General features: G+C 74.1%; 18 protein-coding genes. 5 read left to right on the top strand and 13 right to left on the bottom strand.

Annotated elements, in window-relative coordinates; translation table 11 throughout:
* Positions 1-74 precede the first annotated feature (74 nt).
* From ABGB21_RS19320 to ABGB21_RS19300, 5 genes are all read right to left on the bottom strand, one after another.
* Complete coding sequence (locus ABGB21_RS19320; RefSeq protein ID WP_347652341.1) at positions 75-905, bottom strand: MBL fold metallo-hydrolase; 831 nt, start codon at positions 903-905, stop codon at positions 75-77.
* Complete coding sequence (locus ABGB21_RS19315; protein ID WP_347652340.1) at positions 902-1336, bottom strand: thioesterase; 435 nt, start codon at positions 1334-1336, stop codon at positions 902-904. The genes ABGB21_RS19320 and ABGB21_RS19315 overlap by 4 nt, the downstream gene beginning before the upstream one ends.
* A gap of 76 nt (positions 1337-1412) precedes the next feature.
* Positions 1413-3755 carry an FtsX-like permease family protein gene (locus tag ABGB21_RS19310; protein ID WP_347678831.1) on the bottom strand — a complete coding sequence of 781 codons (2343 nt, stop codon included), beginning with the start codon at positions 3753-3755 and terminating at the stop codon, positions 1413-1415.
* A complete protein-coding gene (locus tag ABGB21_RS19305) occupies positions 3752-4405 on the bottom strand; it encodes an ATP-binding cassette domain-containing protein (protein ID WP_347678880.1) in 654 nt (217 codons plus the stop codon). The genes ABGB21_RS19310 and ABGB21_RS19305 overlap by 4 nt, the downstream gene beginning before the upstream one ends.
* Positions 4405-4980 carry a helix-turn-helix transcriptional regulator gene (locus tag ABGB21_RS19300; protein WP_347678829.1) on the bottom strand — a complete coding sequence of 192 codons (576 nt, stop codon included), beginning with the start codon at positions 4978-4980 and terminating at the stop codon, positions 4405-4407. The genes ABGB21_RS19305 and ABGB21_RS19300 overlap by 1 nt, the downstream gene beginning before the upstream one ends.
* 162 nt (positions 4981-5142) lie before the next feature.
* Here ABGB21_RS19300 and ABGB21_RS19295 point away from each other — a divergent pair, with 162 nt between their 5' ends.
* On the top strand, positions 5143-6294 hold the full coding sequence (locus ABGB21_RS19295; protein ID WP_347678827.1) for a phosphatase PAP2 family protein: 1152 nt from the start codon (positions 5143-5145) through the stop codon (positions 6292-6294).
* Here the strand turns inward: ABGB21_RS19295 and ABGB21_RS19290 are convergent.
* The 3 genes from ABGB21_RS19290 to ABGB21_RS19280 all read right to left on the bottom strand — a co-directional run bounded on the left by ABGB21_RS19290 (position 6278) and on the right by ABGB21_RS19280 (position 8629).
* Positions 6278-7699, bottom strand: coding sequence for a PH domain-containing protein (locus ABGB21_RS19290; protein WP_347678825.1), 1422 nt, complete (start codon positions 7697-7699; stop codon positions 6278-6280). The genes ABGB21_RS19295 and ABGB21_RS19290 overlap by 17 nt on opposite strands.
* The gene (locus tag ABGB21_RS19285) at positions 7696-8202 is read right to left on the bottom strand and encodes a PH domain-containing protein (protein WP_347652449.1); all 507 of its coding nucleotides are present in this window, start codon (positions 8200-8202) and stop codon (positions 7696-7698) included. Before ABGB21_RS19285 ends, ABGB21_RS19290 begins: the two co-directional genes overlap by 4 nt.
* Before the next feature lie 196 nt (positions 8203-8398).
* Positions 8399-8629, bottom strand: a complete 231-nt coding sequence (locus tag ABGB21_RS19280; protein WP_347652335.1) for a hypothetical protein — start codon at positions 8627-8629, stop codon at positions 8399-8401.
* 144 nt (positions 8630-8773) lie between these two features.
* On the opposite strand from ABGB21_RS19280, the gene ABGB21_RS19275 reads away from it, so the two are divergent.
* The 3 genes from ABGB21_RS19275 to ABGB21_RS19265 are packed head-to-tail and all read left to right on the top strand — an operon-like array spanning position 8774 to position 11816.
* On the top strand, positions 8774-9925 hold the full coding sequence (locus tag ABGB21_RS19275; RefSeq protein WP_347678823.1) for a MoxR family ATPase: 1152 nt from the start codon (positions 8774-8776) through the stop codon (positions 9923-9925).
* Positions 9922-10869 (top strand): DUF58 domain-containing protein, encoded by a 948-nt coding sequence (locus ABGB21_RS19270; protein ID WP_347652333.1) that lies wholly within the window; start codon positions 9922-9924, stop codon positions 10867-10869. Before ABGB21_RS19275 ends, ABGB21_RS19270 begins: the two co-directional genes overlap by 4 nt.
* On the top strand, positions 10866-11816 hold the full coding sequence (locus ABGB21_RS19265; RefSeq protein WP_347652332.1) for a VWA domain-containing protein: 951 nt from the start codon (positions 10866-10868) through the stop codon (positions 11814-11816). Before ABGB21_RS19270 ends, ABGB21_RS19265 begins: the two co-directional genes overlap by 4 nt.
* Positions 11817-11898: 82 nt before the next feature.
* Here the strand turns inward: ABGB21_RS19265 and ABGB21_RS19260 are convergent, their stop codons facing one another.
* The 5 genes from ABGB21_RS19260 to ABGB21_RS19240 form a co-directional block, all read right to left on the bottom strand.
* The gene (locus tag ABGB21_RS19260) at positions 11899-12099 is read right to left on the bottom strand and encodes a hypothetical protein (RefSeq protein ID WP_347652331.1); all 201 of its coding nucleotides are present in this window, start codon (positions 12097-12099) and stop codon (positions 11899-11901) included.
* Positions 12100-12314: 215 nt separating this feature from the next.
* Positions 12315-13625, bottom strand: coding sequence for an acyltransferase (locus ABGB21_RS19255; RefSeq protein WP_347678821.1), 1311 nt, complete (start codon positions 13623-13625; stop codon positions 12315-12317).
* Positions 13622-14539 (bottom strand): alpha/beta hydrolase, encoded by a 918-nt coding sequence (locus tag ABGB21_RS19250; protein WP_347678819.1) that lies wholly within the window; start codon positions 14537-14539, stop codon positions 13622-13624. The genes ABGB21_RS19255 and ABGB21_RS19250 overlap by 4 nt, the downstream gene beginning before the upstream one ends.
* Before the next feature lie 132 nt (positions 14540-14671).
* Positions 14672-15340 carry a response regulator transcription factor gene (locus ABGB21_RS19245; RefSeq protein ID WP_347652328.1) on the bottom strand — a complete coding sequence of 223 codons (669 nt, stop codon included), beginning with the start codon at positions 15338-15340 and terminating at the stop codon, positions 14672-14674.
* On the bottom strand, positions 15337-16728 hold the full coding sequence (locus ABGB21_RS19240; RefSeq protein WP_347652327.1) for a histidine kinase: 1392 nt from the start codon (positions 16726-16728) through the stop codon (positions 15337-15339). Before ABGB21_RS19240 ends, ABGB21_RS19245 begins: the two co-directional genes overlap by 4 nt.
* A 165-nt stretch (positions 16729-16893) precedes the next feature.
* Here ABGB21_RS19240 and ABGB21_RS19235 point away from each other — a divergent pair, with 165 nt between their 5' ends.
* Complete coding sequence (locus ABGB21_RS19235) at positions 16894-17598, top strand: beta-ketoacyl-ACP reductase (protein WP_347652326.1); 705 nt, start codon at positions 16894-16896, stop codon at positions 17596-17598.
* Positions 17599-17642: the final 44 nt, after the last annotated feature.

Here is a 17642-nt window from a genome sequence, read left to right as displayed (position 1 = left end):
CGCCGGCGGGTCGCCTCCCGACGTGACCGGCCCGGGCGTTCCGACCGTTCCGACCGTTCGCCGGGCTGACCGGCTCAGGCGTCGCCGTGCAGCTCGGCGTAGCCACGCCGGACGGCGGTCAACGCCACCTCCGGACCGAACGGGGCGTGCCGGGCGAGCTGCTCGGCCGGCGAGTGGTCGGCGTCGCCGTCCCGGATCAGCCAGGCCAGCGCGGCCAGGTCCTCGTGCTGGGCCCGGACGAAGTCCGGGCCGACCACGGCGCCGTGCCCGGGGACCACCACCGACGCCGGCGTGCTGAGCCGGAGCAGCGCGGCGACCGTCTCCACCCACTCCAACGGGTACGCGTCCTCGAACGCCGGCGGCCCGCTCTCCTCGATCAGGTCACCGGCGACGAGGACGTCGGCGTCCGGGACCTGCACCACCAGGTCCCCGTCGGTGTGGCCCCGACCGAGATGACGCAGCAGCACCGGCCGGCCGCCGACGTCCAGCGTCGTCTCGTACGGCACGGGATGGGTGGGGGCGAGGATCCTCGTCCGGGCCACCTCGGTGGCGAGCGCCGGCTCGGCGGGCAGCACCTCGTCGTACGCCTGCCGGCGGACCAGCTCCGGCTGGTCGCGGAGCCGTTCGAGGGTCAGCGGGTGGGCGTAGACCGGACACGCCGGGTCGGCGGCCAGCGTGTGGTTGCCGAAGCAGTGGTCGAAGTGGTGGTGGGTGTTGACCACGACGAACGGGTCCGGGGTCAGTTCACGGGCGGCGGCGACGAGTTCGGCGGCCTGACCGGCGGTGGAGAGGGTGTCGACGACCAGCGCCGCCCCGTCCCCGACCACCAGGGTCACGTTCACGTCGAGCAGCGGCTGACGCAGGACGTACACCCGGTCGCCGACCTCGGTGAAGGTGGGGCTCATGCGGATCCGAGCGCGCGTTCGACGAACCGGTGGCGGTCGACCAGGACCCGTTCGACCCGGCCCTCGGCGACCGTCGTCGCGCCTTCGGTGACCGCGACCTCGAAGAGCAGGCGCCGACCGTCGACCTTGGCCAGCCGGGCCAGCGCGACGGCGGTCCGGCCGACCGGGGTCGGCACCCGGTGGTCGAGTTCGACCCGCATCCCGACCGTGGTCATCCCGGCCGGCAACCGGCTCGCGGTGGCGGCGACCGTCGCCGCCTCGGCGAGCGCCAGCACCCGGGGCGTACCCAGCACCGGTACGTCACCTGAGCCGACCGCCTGCGCGGTGTCGGCGTCACCGACGGTCAGCTCGACCCGGGCGGTCAGGCCCGGCGGAAAGACACTCTCCGGCTGCGGCGGCGTCGGCCCCGCCCCGGACTGTTCCTGCTCCATGAGGCAGAGCCTAGGTCCTGTGGCGACCGGAATCCCCCGGGGACCGCCGACTCGGTCCCCGGGAGATTCCGGGTGGTCAGGGTCGGCGGAGCTGCTCGGCGGTGATCCGCTGGGTCAGCCAGGCCGGTACGGCGATCAGCACCAGCCCGGCCAGCAGCGCACCGGCGGCGAGCCAGAGCGTCGGGGCGACCCGGTCGAGTACCACCCCCACCCCGACGTCGAGCAGCCCGGCCAGCACGCTGGCCACGGTGACCGTGGCGAGGCTGGCCAGGACCAGCCCGATCACCAGCGGCAACGCCCCGAAGCCGAGTTCGCTGCCGGCGACGGTGCCCGGGCTGGTCCCGACCACCGCCAGGGTGGCGTTCTGCCGGCGCCGTTCCATGGTCCGGTCGACCGCGGCGGCGGCGAACGCGCCGATGCCGAGCAGGAAACTCACCACCAGCCCGGTGACCAGGAGGGTGACCAGCAGGTCGGCGTCGAAGCCCTGGCGGAGGTCAAAATCGCCGCTGAGGTATGCGGCCGGGGCGTGCGCGGCGAGCACCTGGGCGGCCCGGTCGGCGGTGCTCAGGTCGGTGGCGACCAGCAGTGGCCAGGGATCCGGAGTGGCCGACAGGGCGGCGGCGACCGGTGCCTGCCGGGTCACCAGCAGCGCGCCGGAGATACCGAGGTCGAACCGGTGATTCAGGTGCAGGGTCTGGTCCGGCACCGGGATCGTCGTCCCGTCCTCGGTGACCACCTCGGTCCCCGGCTGCGGGACAGACCTGAACGAGAAGCCGTCGTCCAGCCGGTAGACCACGCCGTCCCGGCAGGACTCGCCGGGGTCGAGCCGGTACAGGCCGGTCAGGTCGGCGCAGTCAGCGATCAGCAGGTTGCCGGGGACACCGCCCACCGTCGCCGGCACACTGCGCAGGTCGAGAATCTGCACCCCGGCCACCGCACGCAGCGGCCCGTCCGGTGCCGGTGCCGGACCGAGCAGCTGGTAGAGCCGGGCGTCCTTGGAAGCTCCGGGCGGGTACTCGGTCGGTACCAGGTCGCGGTCGTTGGCGATCAGGCCGACGCCGAGTGAGCCGAGCCCCACCACGTAGACGATCACGGTGAGCGCGGCGACCAGCCGGGGTGCGACCCCGGGTGCGTGCCGCAGCCGGGCAGCGGCCAGTTCCAGCCAGACCGGGGTGCCGGGCAGCCGCTCCAGCAGGGCGGCGAGCGCGTACCCGAGGGTCGGCAGGGCGAGCGGCAGGGCGAGCCCGGTCAACAGCAGCGAGCCGGCGAAGAGCAGGCCCTCCGGCAGCCCGGGACCGGTCCGGCCGAGCAGACCAGCCAGCACCGCGCCGACCAGACCGGCGACCAGCGGCCCGAGCCGCCACAGCCGGGGGCGGCCGGCCGGCGCGTCACGGCGTACCGCCAGCGGGTTGACCCGGGCCGGCCGGGTGGCGAAGGTGCCGATCGCGACCGCGTAGCCGACGGCCAGGGCGAGCACGGCCGCGGTCACCGGTGCCGGTACGGCGACGTCGGCGGCGTACCAGTGCAACCGGCCGATCCGCCAGTTCTCGGACAGCGGGGTGAGCAGGAGGTAGCCGAGCAGGCCGAGCAGCGCGCCGCCGGCGGTGACCACCCCGGTCTCGACCGCGTTGACCAGGGTCGCCTGCCGGGCCGACACGCCGAGCAGTCGGAGTGCGGCGATCCGGCGGTCCCGGGTGGAGGCCGAGAGCCGGGCGCAGGTGGCCAGGAAGACGCCGAACGGGACCAGGACGAAGAGTCCGAAGGCGATGGCCAGCAGCCGGGCCGGGGTGAAGACGTCCGGTCCGGCGGACTGCACGCCGAGGGCGTAGACCAGCGGGGCGCCGAACCCGGTCACCGGAAGGTGTTCGTAGAACCCGACCGCATCGGGCGGCACCGGCACCGGCTCGGCGCCGACGTAGGCGAGGAGTTCGTCCGGGGCGAGCAGCCCGGCCGGGCCGACCGTGCCGATGATCCGCTGCGGGAACCGGCCGGCGGCCCGGGGGTCGGTGGTGATCAGGTCGCGCAGCGCGGGGGAGACCACAATCTCCCCCGGCCGGGGCAGCGCGGCGATGCCGGGCGGGCGTGGGCTGGTCGGGTCGGCGCCGATCACCGCGGTACGACGCAGTATCCGACCGTCGATCCCGTCCCCGATCTCGTGCATCCGCAGTGGGGACGGGCTGGTCCGAGTGTCGTCCCGGACCGCGGTACGCGCCTCGGCCCGTCCGTGCTGGGCGGCGGCCACCGAGACCGTGGCCAGGGACGCCAGCACCAGCAGTACGCCGAGCGCCGCCCCCGACGACATCAGCGCGGTCCGCAGCAGCCCACCCCGGCCGGAGCCGACCGACAGCCGCAGCCCGAGCCAGATCCAGCGCCGTATCGTCGTGCGGCCTCTCGGGCTGCCCGGAGTCGGGGCGGTCACGCCGTCACCTGCCCGTCGCGCAGGAAGACGGTGCGGTCGGCGTACGCGGCGACCCGGGACTCGTGGGTGACCAGCACGACGGCGCTGCCCTCCTTGCGGGCCAGCCCGGTCAGTGCGTCCAGCACCACCTCACCGGCCGCGCTGTCCAACGCGCCGGTGGGTTCGTCGGCGAAGACCACCGCCGGCCGGTGCACCAGGGCCCGGGCCACCGCGGCGCGCTGCGCCTGGCCACCCGAGACCTGGCCGGGACGGCGGTCGGCCAGGTCGTCGACCTCGAGCAGCCGGAGCAACTCGGCGGCCCGGGTCCGCGCTTCGGACCGGGGTACGTCGAGCAGTCGCAGTGGCAGTTCGACGTTCTGCCGCAGGGACAGTTCGGGGACCAGGTCGCCGAACTGCAGCACGAAGCCGAACGAGCGCAGTCGCAGTCGGCTGCGGCGGCCGTCCGGCAGGTTGTCGATCCGTTGGTTGTCGAACGTGACCTCGCCCCGGTCCGGTCGCAGTATTCCGGCGAGTACGTGTAGCAGCGTCGACTTGCCCGAGCCGGACGGCCCCATGACGGCGACGATCTCGGCGGAGTCGACGGTGATCTCCGCGTCGTCCAGGGCGTCGGTCTGGCCGAACCGGAGGCTGAGGTGGCTGCCGTGCAGAATCACCGGGTCTCCTCGTCGGGGTGGGTGTCGGTGTCGGCTCGCTGGTCGGCGCGGTGCACCAGGGCGGCGAGTCGGTCGAGTCGGGCGACGGCGCCGTCGATCCACCTGAGGTCGGCGTCGAGGTGGTACATCTCGAAGTCCGCGTCGAGTTGGCTGATCAGGTCACCGGCCTGGCGGCGTGCCCGCATCTCACGCATCCGGGCCAGGTGGGCCTGGCGTTGCCGGTCGAGCATCGGCGCGGCGGGCCGGCCGCTGGAGAGCGCGATGAGGACCTTGGCGAAGAGCACCTTCCGGCTGCCGGTGACCTCGGGCACCTCCGGCTCGTCGAGCCAGCGTTCGAGTTCACCCACCCCGGCCTCGGTGATCGCGTACACGCGGCGGTCCGGGCCGACGCCGGACGCGACCCCGGCCAGCCCGACCAGACCCTCCTTGTCGAGTCGGCCGAGGGTGGCGTAGACCTGTGCGGATTTGAGCGGGCGACTGGCGCCGAACCACTCGTCGTAGCGCTGGCGCAGCACGTAACCGTGTTGGGAGTGGGGCTCGAGCAGGCCGAGCAGGATCCGGGAGACCGACATTGCGGCACAGTAGCAACTTGGTTGCTACGGTAGCAACCACGTTGCTACTTCGTCGGCTCGTCACCTTCCGCCGGTGGCTGTCCGGCAGGTCGGGGAGGTGATGGTCATGCCGAGATGTCCCTGTCTCGGCCCCCGGTTGGGGCGCCGTTAACCTGGACGGCGATGCACGCCACCGTCACAGACACCCCACCTGCCACGCCGCCCGGCGGCGCCGCGCCGGACGGCCGCCGTCGGCTCGTCGCCATGTCGATCTGGGCGGTGGCCTTCGTCGCCTGCTGGCTGCTGATCGGGCTGCCCACCGACCCGCTCTACGCCTTCGCCTGGCTCTGGGCCGCCACCATCGCCTGGCGCAGCGACCGGCCCTGGCGTACCCACCTCGGGTTCGCCCGCGACTGGCTGCCGGTCGTGGTGCTGCTCGCCCTCTACAACCTCTCCCGGGGGTTCGCGGACAACGGCGCCACCCCGCACGCGTACGAGCTGATCGCCGCCGACCGCTGGATGTTCGGCTGGCTGACGGACGGCCAGGTGCCGACCATCTGGCTGCAGGACCACCTCTACGACCCGGACGGCATCCACTGGTGGGACGTCCTGGTCAGCTGGGTGTACTTCTCCCACTTCGTGGTCACCCTGACCGCCGCGGTGGTGCTCTGGCTGCGCAGCCGCGCCCGCTGGGGCGCCTTCATGCGCCGCTGGGGCTTCCTCTGCGCGGCCGGTCTGGTCACCTACTTCGCCTACCCGGCCGCGCCGCCGTGGTGGGCCGCCCAGTACGGGATGCTCTCGGACGTCGCCCGGATCTCCACCCGGGGCTGGCGCGAGTTCGGCATGCACGGTGCCGGCAACCTGCTCAACGCCGGCCAGATCGCCTCCAACCCGGTTGCCGCGATGCCGTCGCTGCACACCGCCTGGGCGCTCTTCGTGGTGGTCTTCTTCCTCGGCGCGACCCGACGCCGCTGGTGGCCGCTGCTGCTCTGCTATCCGCTGGCGATGACCTTCACGCTGGTCTACGCCGGTGAGCACTACGTGATCGACGTCCTGGTCGGCTGGGCGTACGTCGGGCTGACCTTCCTCGTGGTCGGACTGGCCGAACGGTGGTGGGCGGCCCGCAGGGCACGTCGGCACACCGGTGGACCCGAACCCGTGGACGGCGGTCCGGAGCCGGAGTCGGCGGCGACCCCCGACCCCGCGCCGACCGGCACAGTCCCGGGCCAGGCCGGACCGGGCGCGACACCGGCGTCACCTGCGCCGGTGACGTCGGGTCCGGCGCCGGAGACGCCCGGCCCGGAGCCGGACCGGACGGTCAGCCTCGGGCGCTGACCCGGGCCGAGCGGGCCCGCGCGGTCAACTCGGCCGCCAACGCCCACGCCTCGTGCACGTCGCGGTCCTGGGCCGCCGCGCTCGGCCCGCCGGCGGTGTCCGCGTAGACGGTCGCCAACCGTAGCCGCCGCTGCAGCGGACCCTGCACGACCCGGACGGACTGGATCCGGGCGTACGGCACGATGAGCAGCTCCCGGGTCAGCAGCCCCGACCGGACCGCGAAGACCCGTGCGGAGAGACCGGCGCCGAATGCGTTCCGGGCCACCGGATGCACCCAGCGGGCCCGGGCCGGCGGCGGGGTCAGCGTGCCGGTCAGCGCCACCCCCGGCAGCACCTCGGCGACGATGCGCTGGGCGGTGGGCAGGTCGCCGACCGGCAGCAGCCGGTCCGGCTGCTGCCGGTCGGTCGACTCGCCGGCCGCGTACCCGGCGACCGACAGCCGTAGCCGCAGCCAGCCCTTCATCCGCCAGAGCAGCGGCCAGGTGACGGTGATCGCCTGCAGCCGGTTCAGTGGTACCGCCTGCGCCCGGGTCTCCAACAGTCCCTGCCGGATCCGCAGCGCGGCGTCGTCCCGGGCGAGCCGGAAACCCCAGTCGTCGAGGACCCGCCGGATCGGCTGGAGGATCACCCCGGCCATCGCGGTGAGCGTGCTGGCCACCGCGATGAACGACCACGAGCCCTCGGTGAGGAACTGCACCAGGACGAACGCGACGCCGAACGGCAGCAGGAACGCCTGCGGGGTGAGCAACTGGCTGACCAGCAGGTCCCGGTTCGACACGGTGTGCAGGTGCCGGCCGGGGAGCGTACCGGCGCCGATGGTGATCCCCGGCAGACCCGGCACCGGCACGGCCGGCGTCGCCGTACCGGCGGCTCCACCGGCAGACGCGGGACCGGGCGGTACGGCGTCCGGCGTGGCGGCCACCCCGGTCGCCTGCTCCGGCCCGGGTCGGGGGGCCGGACCGGCGAGGCTCAGCAGCCGTTCCCGGAGCGCGACCGCGTCGGTCACCGTGAGGTACGCCAGCGGAGCCTCCGTCTTGCCGCCGCCGACCACCTCCAGCCGGAGTTCGGCCAGCCCGCTGAGCTGTGCCAGCAGCGGCCGGACCACCTCGACCGCCTGCAGCCGTTCCAGCGGGATCGCCCGGGTCCGCCGCCACACCAGGCCCTCGTGGATGCGCAGCTCCCGGCCGACCACGTGGTAGCCGGTGTTGTACCAACTGACCACCGAGAGCACCAGCGCGCCGAGCACCAGTACGGCGACCAGCACCGCGAACCAGCCGAACCCGACCCGGGACAGCGTCGACCAGGAGAGCGCGGCGACGATGACCACCAGCGACTTCGCGCCGTGCAGCAGCGGGCTCAGCGGATGCAGCCGCCGGCGTGGCTCGGCGGCCTCGCCGCCGCTCACAGACCCTCCGCCCGATCCTCGCCGAGGGCGGTGAGTCGGTCGCGGAGCCGGGACGCCTCGGCCGGGGGCAGGCCCGGCACCCGCGCGTCGCTGGCCGCGGCGGCGGTGTGCAGCTGCACGGTGGCCAGGCCGAAGGCCCGTTCCAACGGCCCGGCGGTGACGTCGACGAACTGCATCCGGGCGTACGGCACGATCGACAGTCGCCGGACCAGCAGACCGTGCCGGACCAGCAGGTCGTGGTCGCGTTCGGCGTACCCCCAGGCGCGGACGGCACGCACGATGACGACCACCCGCCACAGTGTCAGCCCGACGGTCAGCCCGATGCCCAGCCCGAACAGCCAGTGTCCGGTCAGCGCGAGGCCGATGCCCAGACCGGTCAGGACCACCAGCACGGTGATGCCGAGCTGCACCGTCTCCACCCAGATCAGGTTCTGCGAGACGGACCGCCACCGGACGGTCTCCGGCCACGGCTCCAACGGGTCGGTCGGCCCTGCCGACGACAGGTCCGGGTCGGCGGCGCCGGTGGTGGGTGGGCCGCTCGACGACAGGGCCGGGGCGGCGGGGCCGGGGAAGGACAGGTCCGGGACGGCCGGACCGGTGGTGGGCAGGTCGGGCTGGCGGCCGTCGCCACCCGGGTCGCCGTTGCGGTGCGCGTGGCCGGGTTCGCTCACGTCGTGTGCCTCGTTCGCTTCGCTCGCCTCACGTGTCGAGCGTAGGCGATCGGTCGACCGGGGCGACCTCACGGAGGAACCCGCGCGCCCCGAGGAAATCGCCGAGGAACTGCCGGTGCTCGGTGCAGGCGAGCCAGGTCTTCCGCCGGTCCGCCTCGTGCAGCCGGGGATTGTTCCAGCGCAGCGCCCAACTGGCCGCGGTACGGCAGCCCCGGGCCGAGCAGATCGGTGGTACCTCGCCGGGGGAGCTGTCCGTCACGGCGGCGAGTGTACGCCGTACCCGCCGACCCGCCCGGCGGGCAATCCTGGTTCTCCCTTCGCGGTCGGTCGAGCGGACGTGCGAGAGTTGGGGCGGCGCCCGTCGCCGACGCATCTGATCCCGTGACCCTGCTGTGGAGGACCGGTGGCCCAGCCGACCACGCCCGACGCCCCTGTTCCGCCCGACGTGGCCCGTGCCGCCCCCTCCCCGGGCAGCACCACGCCGGCCGAGGACGCCACCCTGCTCGAACGCGCGTTGTTCGAGGTCAAGCGGGTGATCGTCGGACAGGACCGGATGGTGGAGCGGATGTTCGTCGCTCTGCTGGCCCGGGGGCACTGCCTGCTGGAGGGCGTACCCGGGGTGGCGAAGACCCTCGCCGTGGAGACCCTGGCCAAGGTGGTCGGTGGCACCTTCGCCCGGGTCCAGTTCACCCCGGACCTGGTGCCGGCCGACATCGTCGGTACCCGGATCTACCGGCAGTCGAGCGAGAAGTTCGACGTCGAACTCGGGCCGGTCTTCGTGAACTTCCTGCTCGCCGACGAGATCAACCGGGCGCCGGCCAAGGTGCAGTCCGCGCTGCTCGAGGTGATGTCCGAGCGGCAGGTGTCGATCGGCGGGCAGACCCATCCGGTGCCGGACCCCTTCCTGGTGATGGCGACCCAGAACCCGATCGAGCAGGAGGGCGTCTATCCGCTGCCGGAGGCGCAGCGGGACCGGTTCCTGCTGAAGATCATCGTCGGGTACCCCACCGACGTCGAGGAGCGGGAGATCGTCTACCGGATGGGGATCAGCGCGCCGGAACCCTCGTCGGTGCTCACCCCGGTCGAGCTGATGGCGCTGCAGCAGAAGGCCGACCAGGTCTTCGTCCACAACGCCCTGGTCGACTACGCGGTCCGGCTGGTCCTCGCCACCCGGACCCCGGCCGAGCACGGCATGCCGGACGTGGCTCAGCTGATCCAGTACGGCGCCAGCCCGCGTGCCTCGCTCGGCATCGTCCGGGCCACCCGCGCGCTCGCCCTGATGCGTGGTCGGGACTACGCGCTGCCCCAGGACGTCCAGGACATCGCCCCGGACATCCTCCGGCACCGGTTGGTGCTCAGCTACGACGCGCTCGCCGACAACATCCCGGCCGACCACGTGGTGGACCGGATCATGTCGACCATCCCGCTTCCCTCGGTCGCGCCCCGGCAGCACGCCACCCCGACCGGAGCCGCGCCCGGGATGCCGCACGGGCCCGGCCCCGGGCCGGTCTCACCGGTCTCCGGCCCGGCCTGGCCGGGACGCCCGCCGGCATGATCGACCGGACCGCGATCAGCGTCAACCCGGGCCGCGCCGAGGCGGTCCTGTCCCGACTCCAGCTGCTGGTCACCCGGAAGCTGGACGGCCTGCTCCAGGGCGACTACCTCGGCCTGCTGCCCGGGCCGGGCACCGAGGCGGGGGAGTCCCGGGAGTACCGCCCCGGCGACGACGTACGCCGGATGGACTGGCCGGTGACCGCCCGGACCACGGTGCCGCACGTCCGGCGTACGGTCGCCGACCGGGAGCTGGAAACCTGGCTGGCGGTGGACCTGTCGGCCAGCCTCGACTTCGGCACCGGACGGTGGTTGAAGCGGGACCTCGTCATCGCCGCGTCGGCGGCGATCGCCCACCTGACCGCCCGGGGCGGCAACCGGATCGGCGCGGTGATCGGCAGCGGTGGTCATCGCCCCGGTGCCGGTACGCCCGACGTGCTGCGGCTGCCCGCCCGGCCGGGCCGCAAGGAGGCCCAGGGGCTGCTCCGGACCATCGCCGGGATCGAGATCCAGCCGGGGCGTACCGACCTCGGTGCCCTGATCGACGCGCTGAACCGGCCGCCCCGGCGGCGCGGCATGGCGGTGGTGATCTCGGACTTCCTGGCTCCGCCGGAGCAGTGGGGTCGCCCGGTACGCAAACTCGGTGTCCGGCACGACGTGCTCGCGATCGAGGTCGTCGACCCGCGTGAGCTGGAGTTGCCGGACGTCGGGGTGCTGCCCGTGGTCGATCCGGAGACCGGTGAGCTGCACGAGGTGCAGACCGCCGACCCTCGGCTGCGGCAGCGGTACGCCGCCGCGGCCGCCGCCCAACGCGCCGCGATCGCCGACGCGTTGCGCGCCGCCGGCGCGGCGCACCTGCGGCTGCGTACCGACTCTGACTGGCTGCTGGACATGGTGCGGTTCGTCGCGGCGCAGCGACACGCCCGTACCCGGGGGACGACTCGATGATCCGTTTTCTTGAACCGTGGTGGCTGCTCGCCGTCCTGCCGGTGCTCGCCCTCGCCGGCGCGTACGTCTGGCGGCAGTTCCACCGCCGGACGTACGCGATGCGGTTCACCAACGTGGAGCTGCTCCGTACCCTCGCCCCGAAGGGGTTGGGCTGGCGGCGGCACGCCGCCGCCGGGGTGTTCCTGCTCGCCCTGCTGGTCCTCGCCACCGGCATGGCCCGCCCGTCGGTGGACCGGAAGGAACCGCTGGAACGGGCGACGATCATGCTCGCCATCGACGTCTCGCTGTCGATGGAGGCCGACGACGTGGCGCCGAACCGGCTGGAGGCGGCCCAGGAGGCGGCGAAGCAGTTCGTCGGCGAGTTGCCGCCGAGCTACAACCTGGGACTGGTGGCCTTCGCCAAGTCGGCGAACGTCCTGGTCCCGCCCTCCAAGGACCGGGGGGCGGTCACCCAGGCCATCGACGGCCTGGTGCTGAGTGAGGCGACGGCGACCGGCGAGGCGGTCTTCACCTGCCTGGAGGCGATCCGGTCGGTGCCGGCGGACGGCGCGCAGGGCATTCCGCCGGCCCGGATCGTGCTGCTCTCCGACGGTTACCGGACGGCCGGACGGTCGGTCGAGGAGGCCGCGGCGGCGGCCCGGGCGGCGAACGTCCCGGTCTCGACGATCGCCTTCGGCACCGACTCCGGTCAGGTCGAGATCGGTAACCAGGTGCAGCGGGTGCCGGTCGACCGGCTGGCGCTCGCCGAACTCGCCGAGACCACCCAGGGGTTCTTCTACGAGGCGGCCTCGGTCACCGAGCTGAAGCAGGTCTACCAGGACATGGGCAGCTCGATCGGGTTCCGGACCGAGGCGCGGGAGATCACCCACTGGTACGCGGGGATCGCGCTGCTCCTGGCGCTCTGCGCGGCCGCGATGAGCCTGCTCTGGACCTCGCGGCTGGTGTAGCGGACGTCTCGTGGATCCCGGCCTGCCCGGCCGGGATCCACCGGGCGCCGGTACCCCTCGGCGGGCGGCCGGCGGGCGCCGGTCACGGCGTGGCGCGGACCAGCACGAAGAGGACCACGACCCAGGCCGCGGCGAGAGTGAAGCCCAGCGGGGCGACGTAACGGTGCATGATTCTGCTCTCCGGGTGGCGACTGAGACTCTCCGGAACCGGCGCGGGGCCGGACGACGGGTGAATCTGGGGATCAGCGGACGCGCACACGAAGTCGTGACCGGACAGCTCCACGTTGACGACTCGGATCCGACGGGAACCGGGACGCGCAGCGCACCGGCGTACCCGGAGGACCGGGCGGGCGATGCGGCGGGGTGGAGCGAGGCTGGGTCAGTCGGCCGGGTGAGTCAGGGCTCAGGCGGACTGACGAGCGGCCCGGCCACGACTGGGAGGATCGCTATCTCGCACAGCGATCACCTCCAACACGTCGACGGGGCCGGGAACGGGAGTCATCGTACACCCGGGCGGTCGTCGGGCTGAAATCGACGGACGTCCTCCCGACTGTCGCTCATCCGACGCCGTCGCGGTGCCGACCGACGGTCCGCCCTGGGTCCGGTCCGTCCGGCCGCGACCACCTCGGCCCCGGGCCCCGGACGCCCGACCAGACCTGCCAGGACCAGGCCGAACAGCGGCAGCCAGGCCAGCCGGGCGAGCAACCAGCCGGCACCGTCCGGCGCGGTGTGCAGTCCGGGTACGCCGTCGACCCCGGCCAGCCGGGCGCCGAGCGCGCCCACCGCGGTGACTCCCAACAGGACGCTCTGGTGCCCGAGGTAGATCCCCATCGCCGCGTCGTTGACCCGGCGTACCCGACGCCACCGGTGCGGCCGGGACAGCCAGCCGGCCAGCCGGGGGCGGACCATCAGCGCCACGCCGACCTGGGCGAACGCCAGACAGACGGTGAACAGCGACGGCGGGTCCAGGTTGGAGAAGCCGTCGCCCGGCACGCCGACCGCGCTGGCCGGGTAGCCGGCGAAGAGCACCAGCACCGCCATCCCGGCACCGCCGCCGAGCAGCAGCAGGCCGCCGGTACGCCGTTGCCCGACGTCTCCGGCCGGGTTGTCCCGGGCCAGCGCCAGACCGAGCAGGTACGGCACCGACCAGGCGGCGAGCAGTGCCACCGGCACCCGCCAGCCCCCGTCCGCGGGACCGGCGCCGCCGTCCGGGCCGGTCAGCCGGCCGACCAGGTCGGTCACCGCGACCGTCGCGACCGCGAGTGCGGCGGGCCGGACCGTCCCGTGCCGGTCCAGGGCGCGGGACAGCGGGCCGGTCAGGGCGAACAGCACGGACAACGGCAGTAGGAACCACAGTGGACTGACCAGCAGCGTCCCGGCGGTGCGCAGGGTCGCCGCCGGCACGCCCGACGCCGCCGCTCCGGCCAGCACCACCGCCCAGCCGCCGAGCAGGACGGTGACCGGTCGGACCAGCCGACCGAGCCGCCGCCGCAGCCAGCGGCCCGGCTCCACACCCCGCCCGGTGGCCGCCCCGAGCGACCGGGCCGAGGCGTACCCGCCGACGAAGAAGAAGAGCCCGAGCGTCTGGAGCAGCCAGGTCACCGGCACCAGCTCCGGCATGGCGGGCAGCGGACTCGCCGTGGCCAGTGCGCCGTCCGGCGCCAGCACCAGGGCGGTGACCAGCCAGTGACCGAGCACCACCCCGGCGATCGCGTACGCCCGCAGCCCGTCCACCGCCCGGTCCCGGTCACCGGCCACCTGGAGCGGGGCCCGGCCGCCGGCGTCCGGTTGACGCCCGTCGCGGGTCATCGGGCGTCCGTCCCGGTCGTGACCGCCCCGGTGTCGAGCACCACCCGGGCGATCCCGCGCAGGGTGGCGCTGCCCGGCACCAGGTAGCCGTCGTGTCCACCGACCCGGTCGACCGGCAGCGACCGGGCACCGAAGCCCGGCGCCGCCGGCCTTACGCCGTGCCCGAGATCACCGAGCCGCAGCGGCGGGACCCGCCGGATCCAGTCGTCCGGTGCCTCGGCGGCCCAGACGGTGGCCCCGGTGCCCAGCTCCCGGGCCCGGTCCACCCCCATTCCCACCCCGCCGACGCTCACCAGGGCGGTCACCTGGGTCGGCAGGCTGGGCGCGGCGAGCCCGACCAGCAGCGCACCGTAGCTGTGCCCGACCAGCGTCACCGTCGCCGCCGGACGGTGCCGGACCAGCACGTCGACCAGTCCGACCAGGGCCGGTACCCCCGCCCGGGCACTGTCCGGGCGGGCCGCCGCCAGGCCGATCCCGTCCGGCGGGTCGTAGCCCAACCAGGCCAGTACGGCGACCCGGGCACCGGGCCCGGTGGCACGCAGTTCGTCGTACAGGGCCCGGGCCTGGGCGGCCGGGGCGCGTCGGGTCACCCCGCCCAGTCCCCGGTCGAAGTCACGCAGTGTGTTGGCCACCCCGGGCACCAGCACCACGATCCGGTCGGCGGCGGCCAGGTCACCCAGCACCTCCACGATCCGGCCGTCGCCGTGCGGGTCGAAGGCCAGGAACGTCCGGCCGGACGCGACCCAGTCGGCGTACGGCGCCCCGGCGGCCCGCATCGCCGCGGCCACCGACGGACAGTTGCCCACGAAGCCGACCGGCACCGTCGGCGGACCCGCCTCCGCCGGCGGTGGCACCAGCAGACCCAGGGCCAGCAGGCCACCCACCGTGCCGCGTGCCGCTCGTCGCCACACCATTCGTCCCGTCCCCCTTCACACCGCCGCCGGCCGGCACGACCGGTCGGGATGGGCTCAGCGTGCGACGGTGGTGGGGGTCGGGTCGTCACCCCACGGAGCGGCTACCAGGGGACCAGGGCGGCGTCCGGAGGACTACTCGCCCGCCGTGACCAGCCCGGACTCGTACGCGACGACCACCGCCTGGGCCCGGTCCCGCAGGTTGAGCTTGGCCAGGATCCGGCCGACGTGGGTCTTCACGGTCTGTTCGGCGACGAACAGGTCACCGGCGATCTCGGTGTTGGAGCGGCCCCGGGCGATCAGCCGGAGCACCTCGGTCTCCCGGGGGGTGAGCCCGACCAGCGAGGTCGGCCGGGGCCGATCCGCCCGGCCGGGGCGGGCGGCGAACTCGGCGATCAGTCGCCGGGTCACCGCCGGGGCGAGCAGCGCGTCGCCGGCGGCGACCACCCGTACCGCGTGCACCAGGTCGGCGGCGGGGGCGTCCTTGAGCAGGAAGCCGCTCGCCCCGGCCCGCAACGCCTCGTAGACGTAGTCGTCGAGGTCGAAGGTGGTGAGGATGAGGACCCGTGGACCGTCCTGGTCGGGTCGGTCCCCGACCAGTTGCCGGGTGGCGGCCAGCCCGTCCAGCACCGGCATCCGGATGTCCATCAGGACGACGTCCGGGTCCAGCCGGCGGGTGGCGGCGACCGCCTCGGCACCGTTGGCGGCGTCGCCGACCACCAGCAGGTCGGGTTGGGCCGCCAGCAGCGCCCCGAAGCCCTGCCGCACCATCGCCTGGTCGTCGGCGATCAACACCCGGATCAACGGCTCTCCTCCGCTCGGTACGGCAGGTACGCGCGTACCGCGTACCCCTGGTCGGTCGGTCCGGCGGTGAGCGTGCCGCCGAGCAGCCGGGCCCGCTCGCGCATGCCGGTCAGTCCGTGCCGGGGCCCACGGTCGACGCCGGCTCCCCGACCGCCGGAGCCACCCGGTCCGGCGGGCCCGTTGCGGACGTCGACGGTCAGCGCCGTCCCGTCGGTGTCCAGGGTGACCCGCACGGCGGCACCCGGGGCGTGCCGGGCGGCGTTCGCCAGCGCCTCCTGGACGATCCGGTACGCGGCCAGGGCGACCGCCTCGGGTGGCTGTCCGGCCGGGTCCACCGGCGTGACCGGTCCGGCGGGGTTCCCTGCCGGCCCGGCCCCATCGGTCGCCCCGACCCCGTCCGCCGGCTCGGGGCCGTCGGTCCGGTCCGTCGGCGGGGGGTGGACCGGGCGCCGGCCGTCGCCCCACGGGCTGTCGACCGTCACCGACATCCCGGCCCGGCGGGCCGCCTCGACCAGCTCCGGCAGCTCGGCCAGCCCCGGCTGGGGCGCCGTCTCCGGGGTGGTCGACTCGCTGCGCAGTACGCCGAGCAGCCGGCGCATGTCGGTCAGCGCCTCCCGGGCCGAGCCGGCGATCGCGCTGAACTCGGCGCGAGCCGGCTCGGCCAGCCCGGTGAGCCGGTACGGCGCGGTCTCCGCCTGCACCGCGATCATCGACATGTGGTGGGCCACCACGTCGTGCAGCTCCCGGGCGATCCGGGTGCGTTCCTCCAGCACGGCCCGGCGGGCCTGCTCCAGTTCGCTCCGCTCGGCCTGCTCGACCAGGGCACGCTGGCTCTGTCGGCGACGTCGCACCTGGTCGCCGAGGATCAGCAGCACCGCGAGGAACACGGTGACGCCGTGCGCGTTCGCGGAGTTGGCGGTGAGGCCGTACACCGGCAGCAGGGTGAGCAGCCCCGCCCAGGCCGTCACCCCGGTGTCGGCCCGGCCGGCCACCAGCAGGAGCACGAACAGGAAGACGATGATCTGCACCGGATTCCACGGCCAGGCCTCGTCCCTGGTCGTGTTGAACGTGCCGAACAGGATCGCCAGGTAACCGACCCGCCAGGCGAGCAGCGGGCGGTACGGGGCCAGCGCCGCCGGCAGGGTGGAGCCGACACCGATCAGCACCGCGGCCGGCACCGGCAGTTTCCGCTCGTCCGTCAGGTACTGCGCGGCGGCGGCGGTCAGCCCGACCAGCACCAGCAGCAGCACCGGGACCAGGTACCCCCGGATCCGCCGCCACCAGCGGCGTGGGCGGACCGGGGTGGCCGGTGGATAGTCCGGGCCGACCAGCAGACGCCGCAGGTCACCCAGGGCTGTCCGCAGTACCTCGCCGGTGCCGTCCTCCACCACCGTCAGGGTACGGGCGGACGATCTCCCCGTCCTGCCCCCTGGGTGCGATTCCGCACGTCATACCCGGGTACGACGCGCCCCGGTTACTGATTACCTGCCGGTAGCGCCTAGTCTCCATCGCGCACCACCGTGCGCATACGTCACGTCAGAGGAGGAGACACCGTGGCCCGAACTGTGCTGGTGACCGGGGGTAACCGGGGCATCGGCCTGGCCATCGCCCAGGCTTTCGCCAAGCAGGGGGACCGGGTAGCGGTGACCCACCGGAGTGGCAACCCGCCCGCCGACCTGTTCGGCGTCAAGTGTGACGTCACCGACGCCGACCAGGTCGACGCCGCCTTCTCCGCCGTCGAGGCGGAGTTCGGCCCGGTCGAGGTGCTGGTCGCGAACGCCGGCATCACCAAGGACACCCTGCTGATGCGGATGTCCGAGGAGCAGTTCACCGACGTGCTCGACACCAACCTGACCGGCGCGTTCCGCTGTGCCAAGCGGGCCGCCACCAGGATGGTCCGGGGCCGCTGGGGCCGCATGATCTTCATCTCCTCGGTGGTCGGCCTCTCCGGCGGCGCCGGCCAGGTCAACTACGCGGCCAGCAAGGCCGGCCTGGTCGGGGTGGCCCGGTCGATCACCCGCGAACTCGGCACCCGCAACATCACCGCCAACGTCGTCGCGCCCGGCTTCATCGACACCGACATGACGGCGGTGCTCGGCGACGACCGCAAGGCGGAGATCCTCAAGTCGATCCCGGCCGGCCGGATGGCCAGCGCCGACGAGGTCGCCGGCGTGGTCACCTGGCTCGCCTCCGACGCCGCGGGCTACATTTCCGGCGCCGTCATCCCGGTCGACGGTGGCCTCGGCCTGGGCCACTGACCGCCGGCGGCGTCACCGCTTCACCTTTTCAGCCCGAGCGCAGG

The organism is Plantactinospora sp. B24E8, from assembly GCF_039871735.1.
Taxonomy (GTDB): domain Bacteria; phylum Actinomycetota; class Actinomycetes; order Mycobacteriales; family Micromonosporaceae; genus Plantactinospora.
The sequence above is the reverse complement of the archived record's forward strand: the minus strand, read 5'-3'. Positions and strand labels throughout refer to the sequence as shown.

Bases quoted from the DNA above. Each gene is read 5' to 3' on its own strand.
- ABGB21_RS19255 (WP_347678821.1), bottom strand. From the start codon at position 13,625: ATGACCCGCGACGGGCGTCAACCGGACGCCGGCGGCCGGGCCCCGCTC.
- ABGB21_RS19265 (WP_347652332.1), top strand. From the start codon at position 10,866: ATGATCCGTTTTCTTGAACCGTGGTGGCTGCTCGCCGTCCTGCCGGTG.
- ABGB21_RS19315 (WP_347652340.1), bottom strand. From the start codon at position 1,336: ATGGAGCAGGAACAGTCCGGGGCGGGGCCGACGCCGCCGCAGCCGGAG.
- ABGB21_RS19300 (WP_347678829.1), bottom strand. From the start codon at position 4,980: ATGTCGGTCTCCCGGATCCTGCTCGGCCTGCTCGAGCCCCACTCCCAA.
- ABGB21_RS19250 (WP_347678819.1), bottom strand. From the start codon at position 14,539: ATGGTGTGGCGACGAGCGGCACGCGGCACGGTGGGTGGCCTGCTGGCC.
- ABGB21_RS19320 (WP_347652341.1), bottom strand. From the start codon at position 905: ATGAGCCCCACCTTCACCGAGGTCGGCGACCGGGTGTACGTCCTGCGT.
- ABGB21_RS19295 (WP_347678827.1), top strand. From the start codon at position 5,143: ATGCACGCCACCGTCACAGACACCCCACCTGCCACGCCGCCCGGCGGC.
- ABGB21_RS19270 (WP_347652333.1), top strand. From the start codon at position 9,922: ATGATCGACCGGACCGCGATCAGCGTCAACCCGGGCCGCGCCGAGGCG.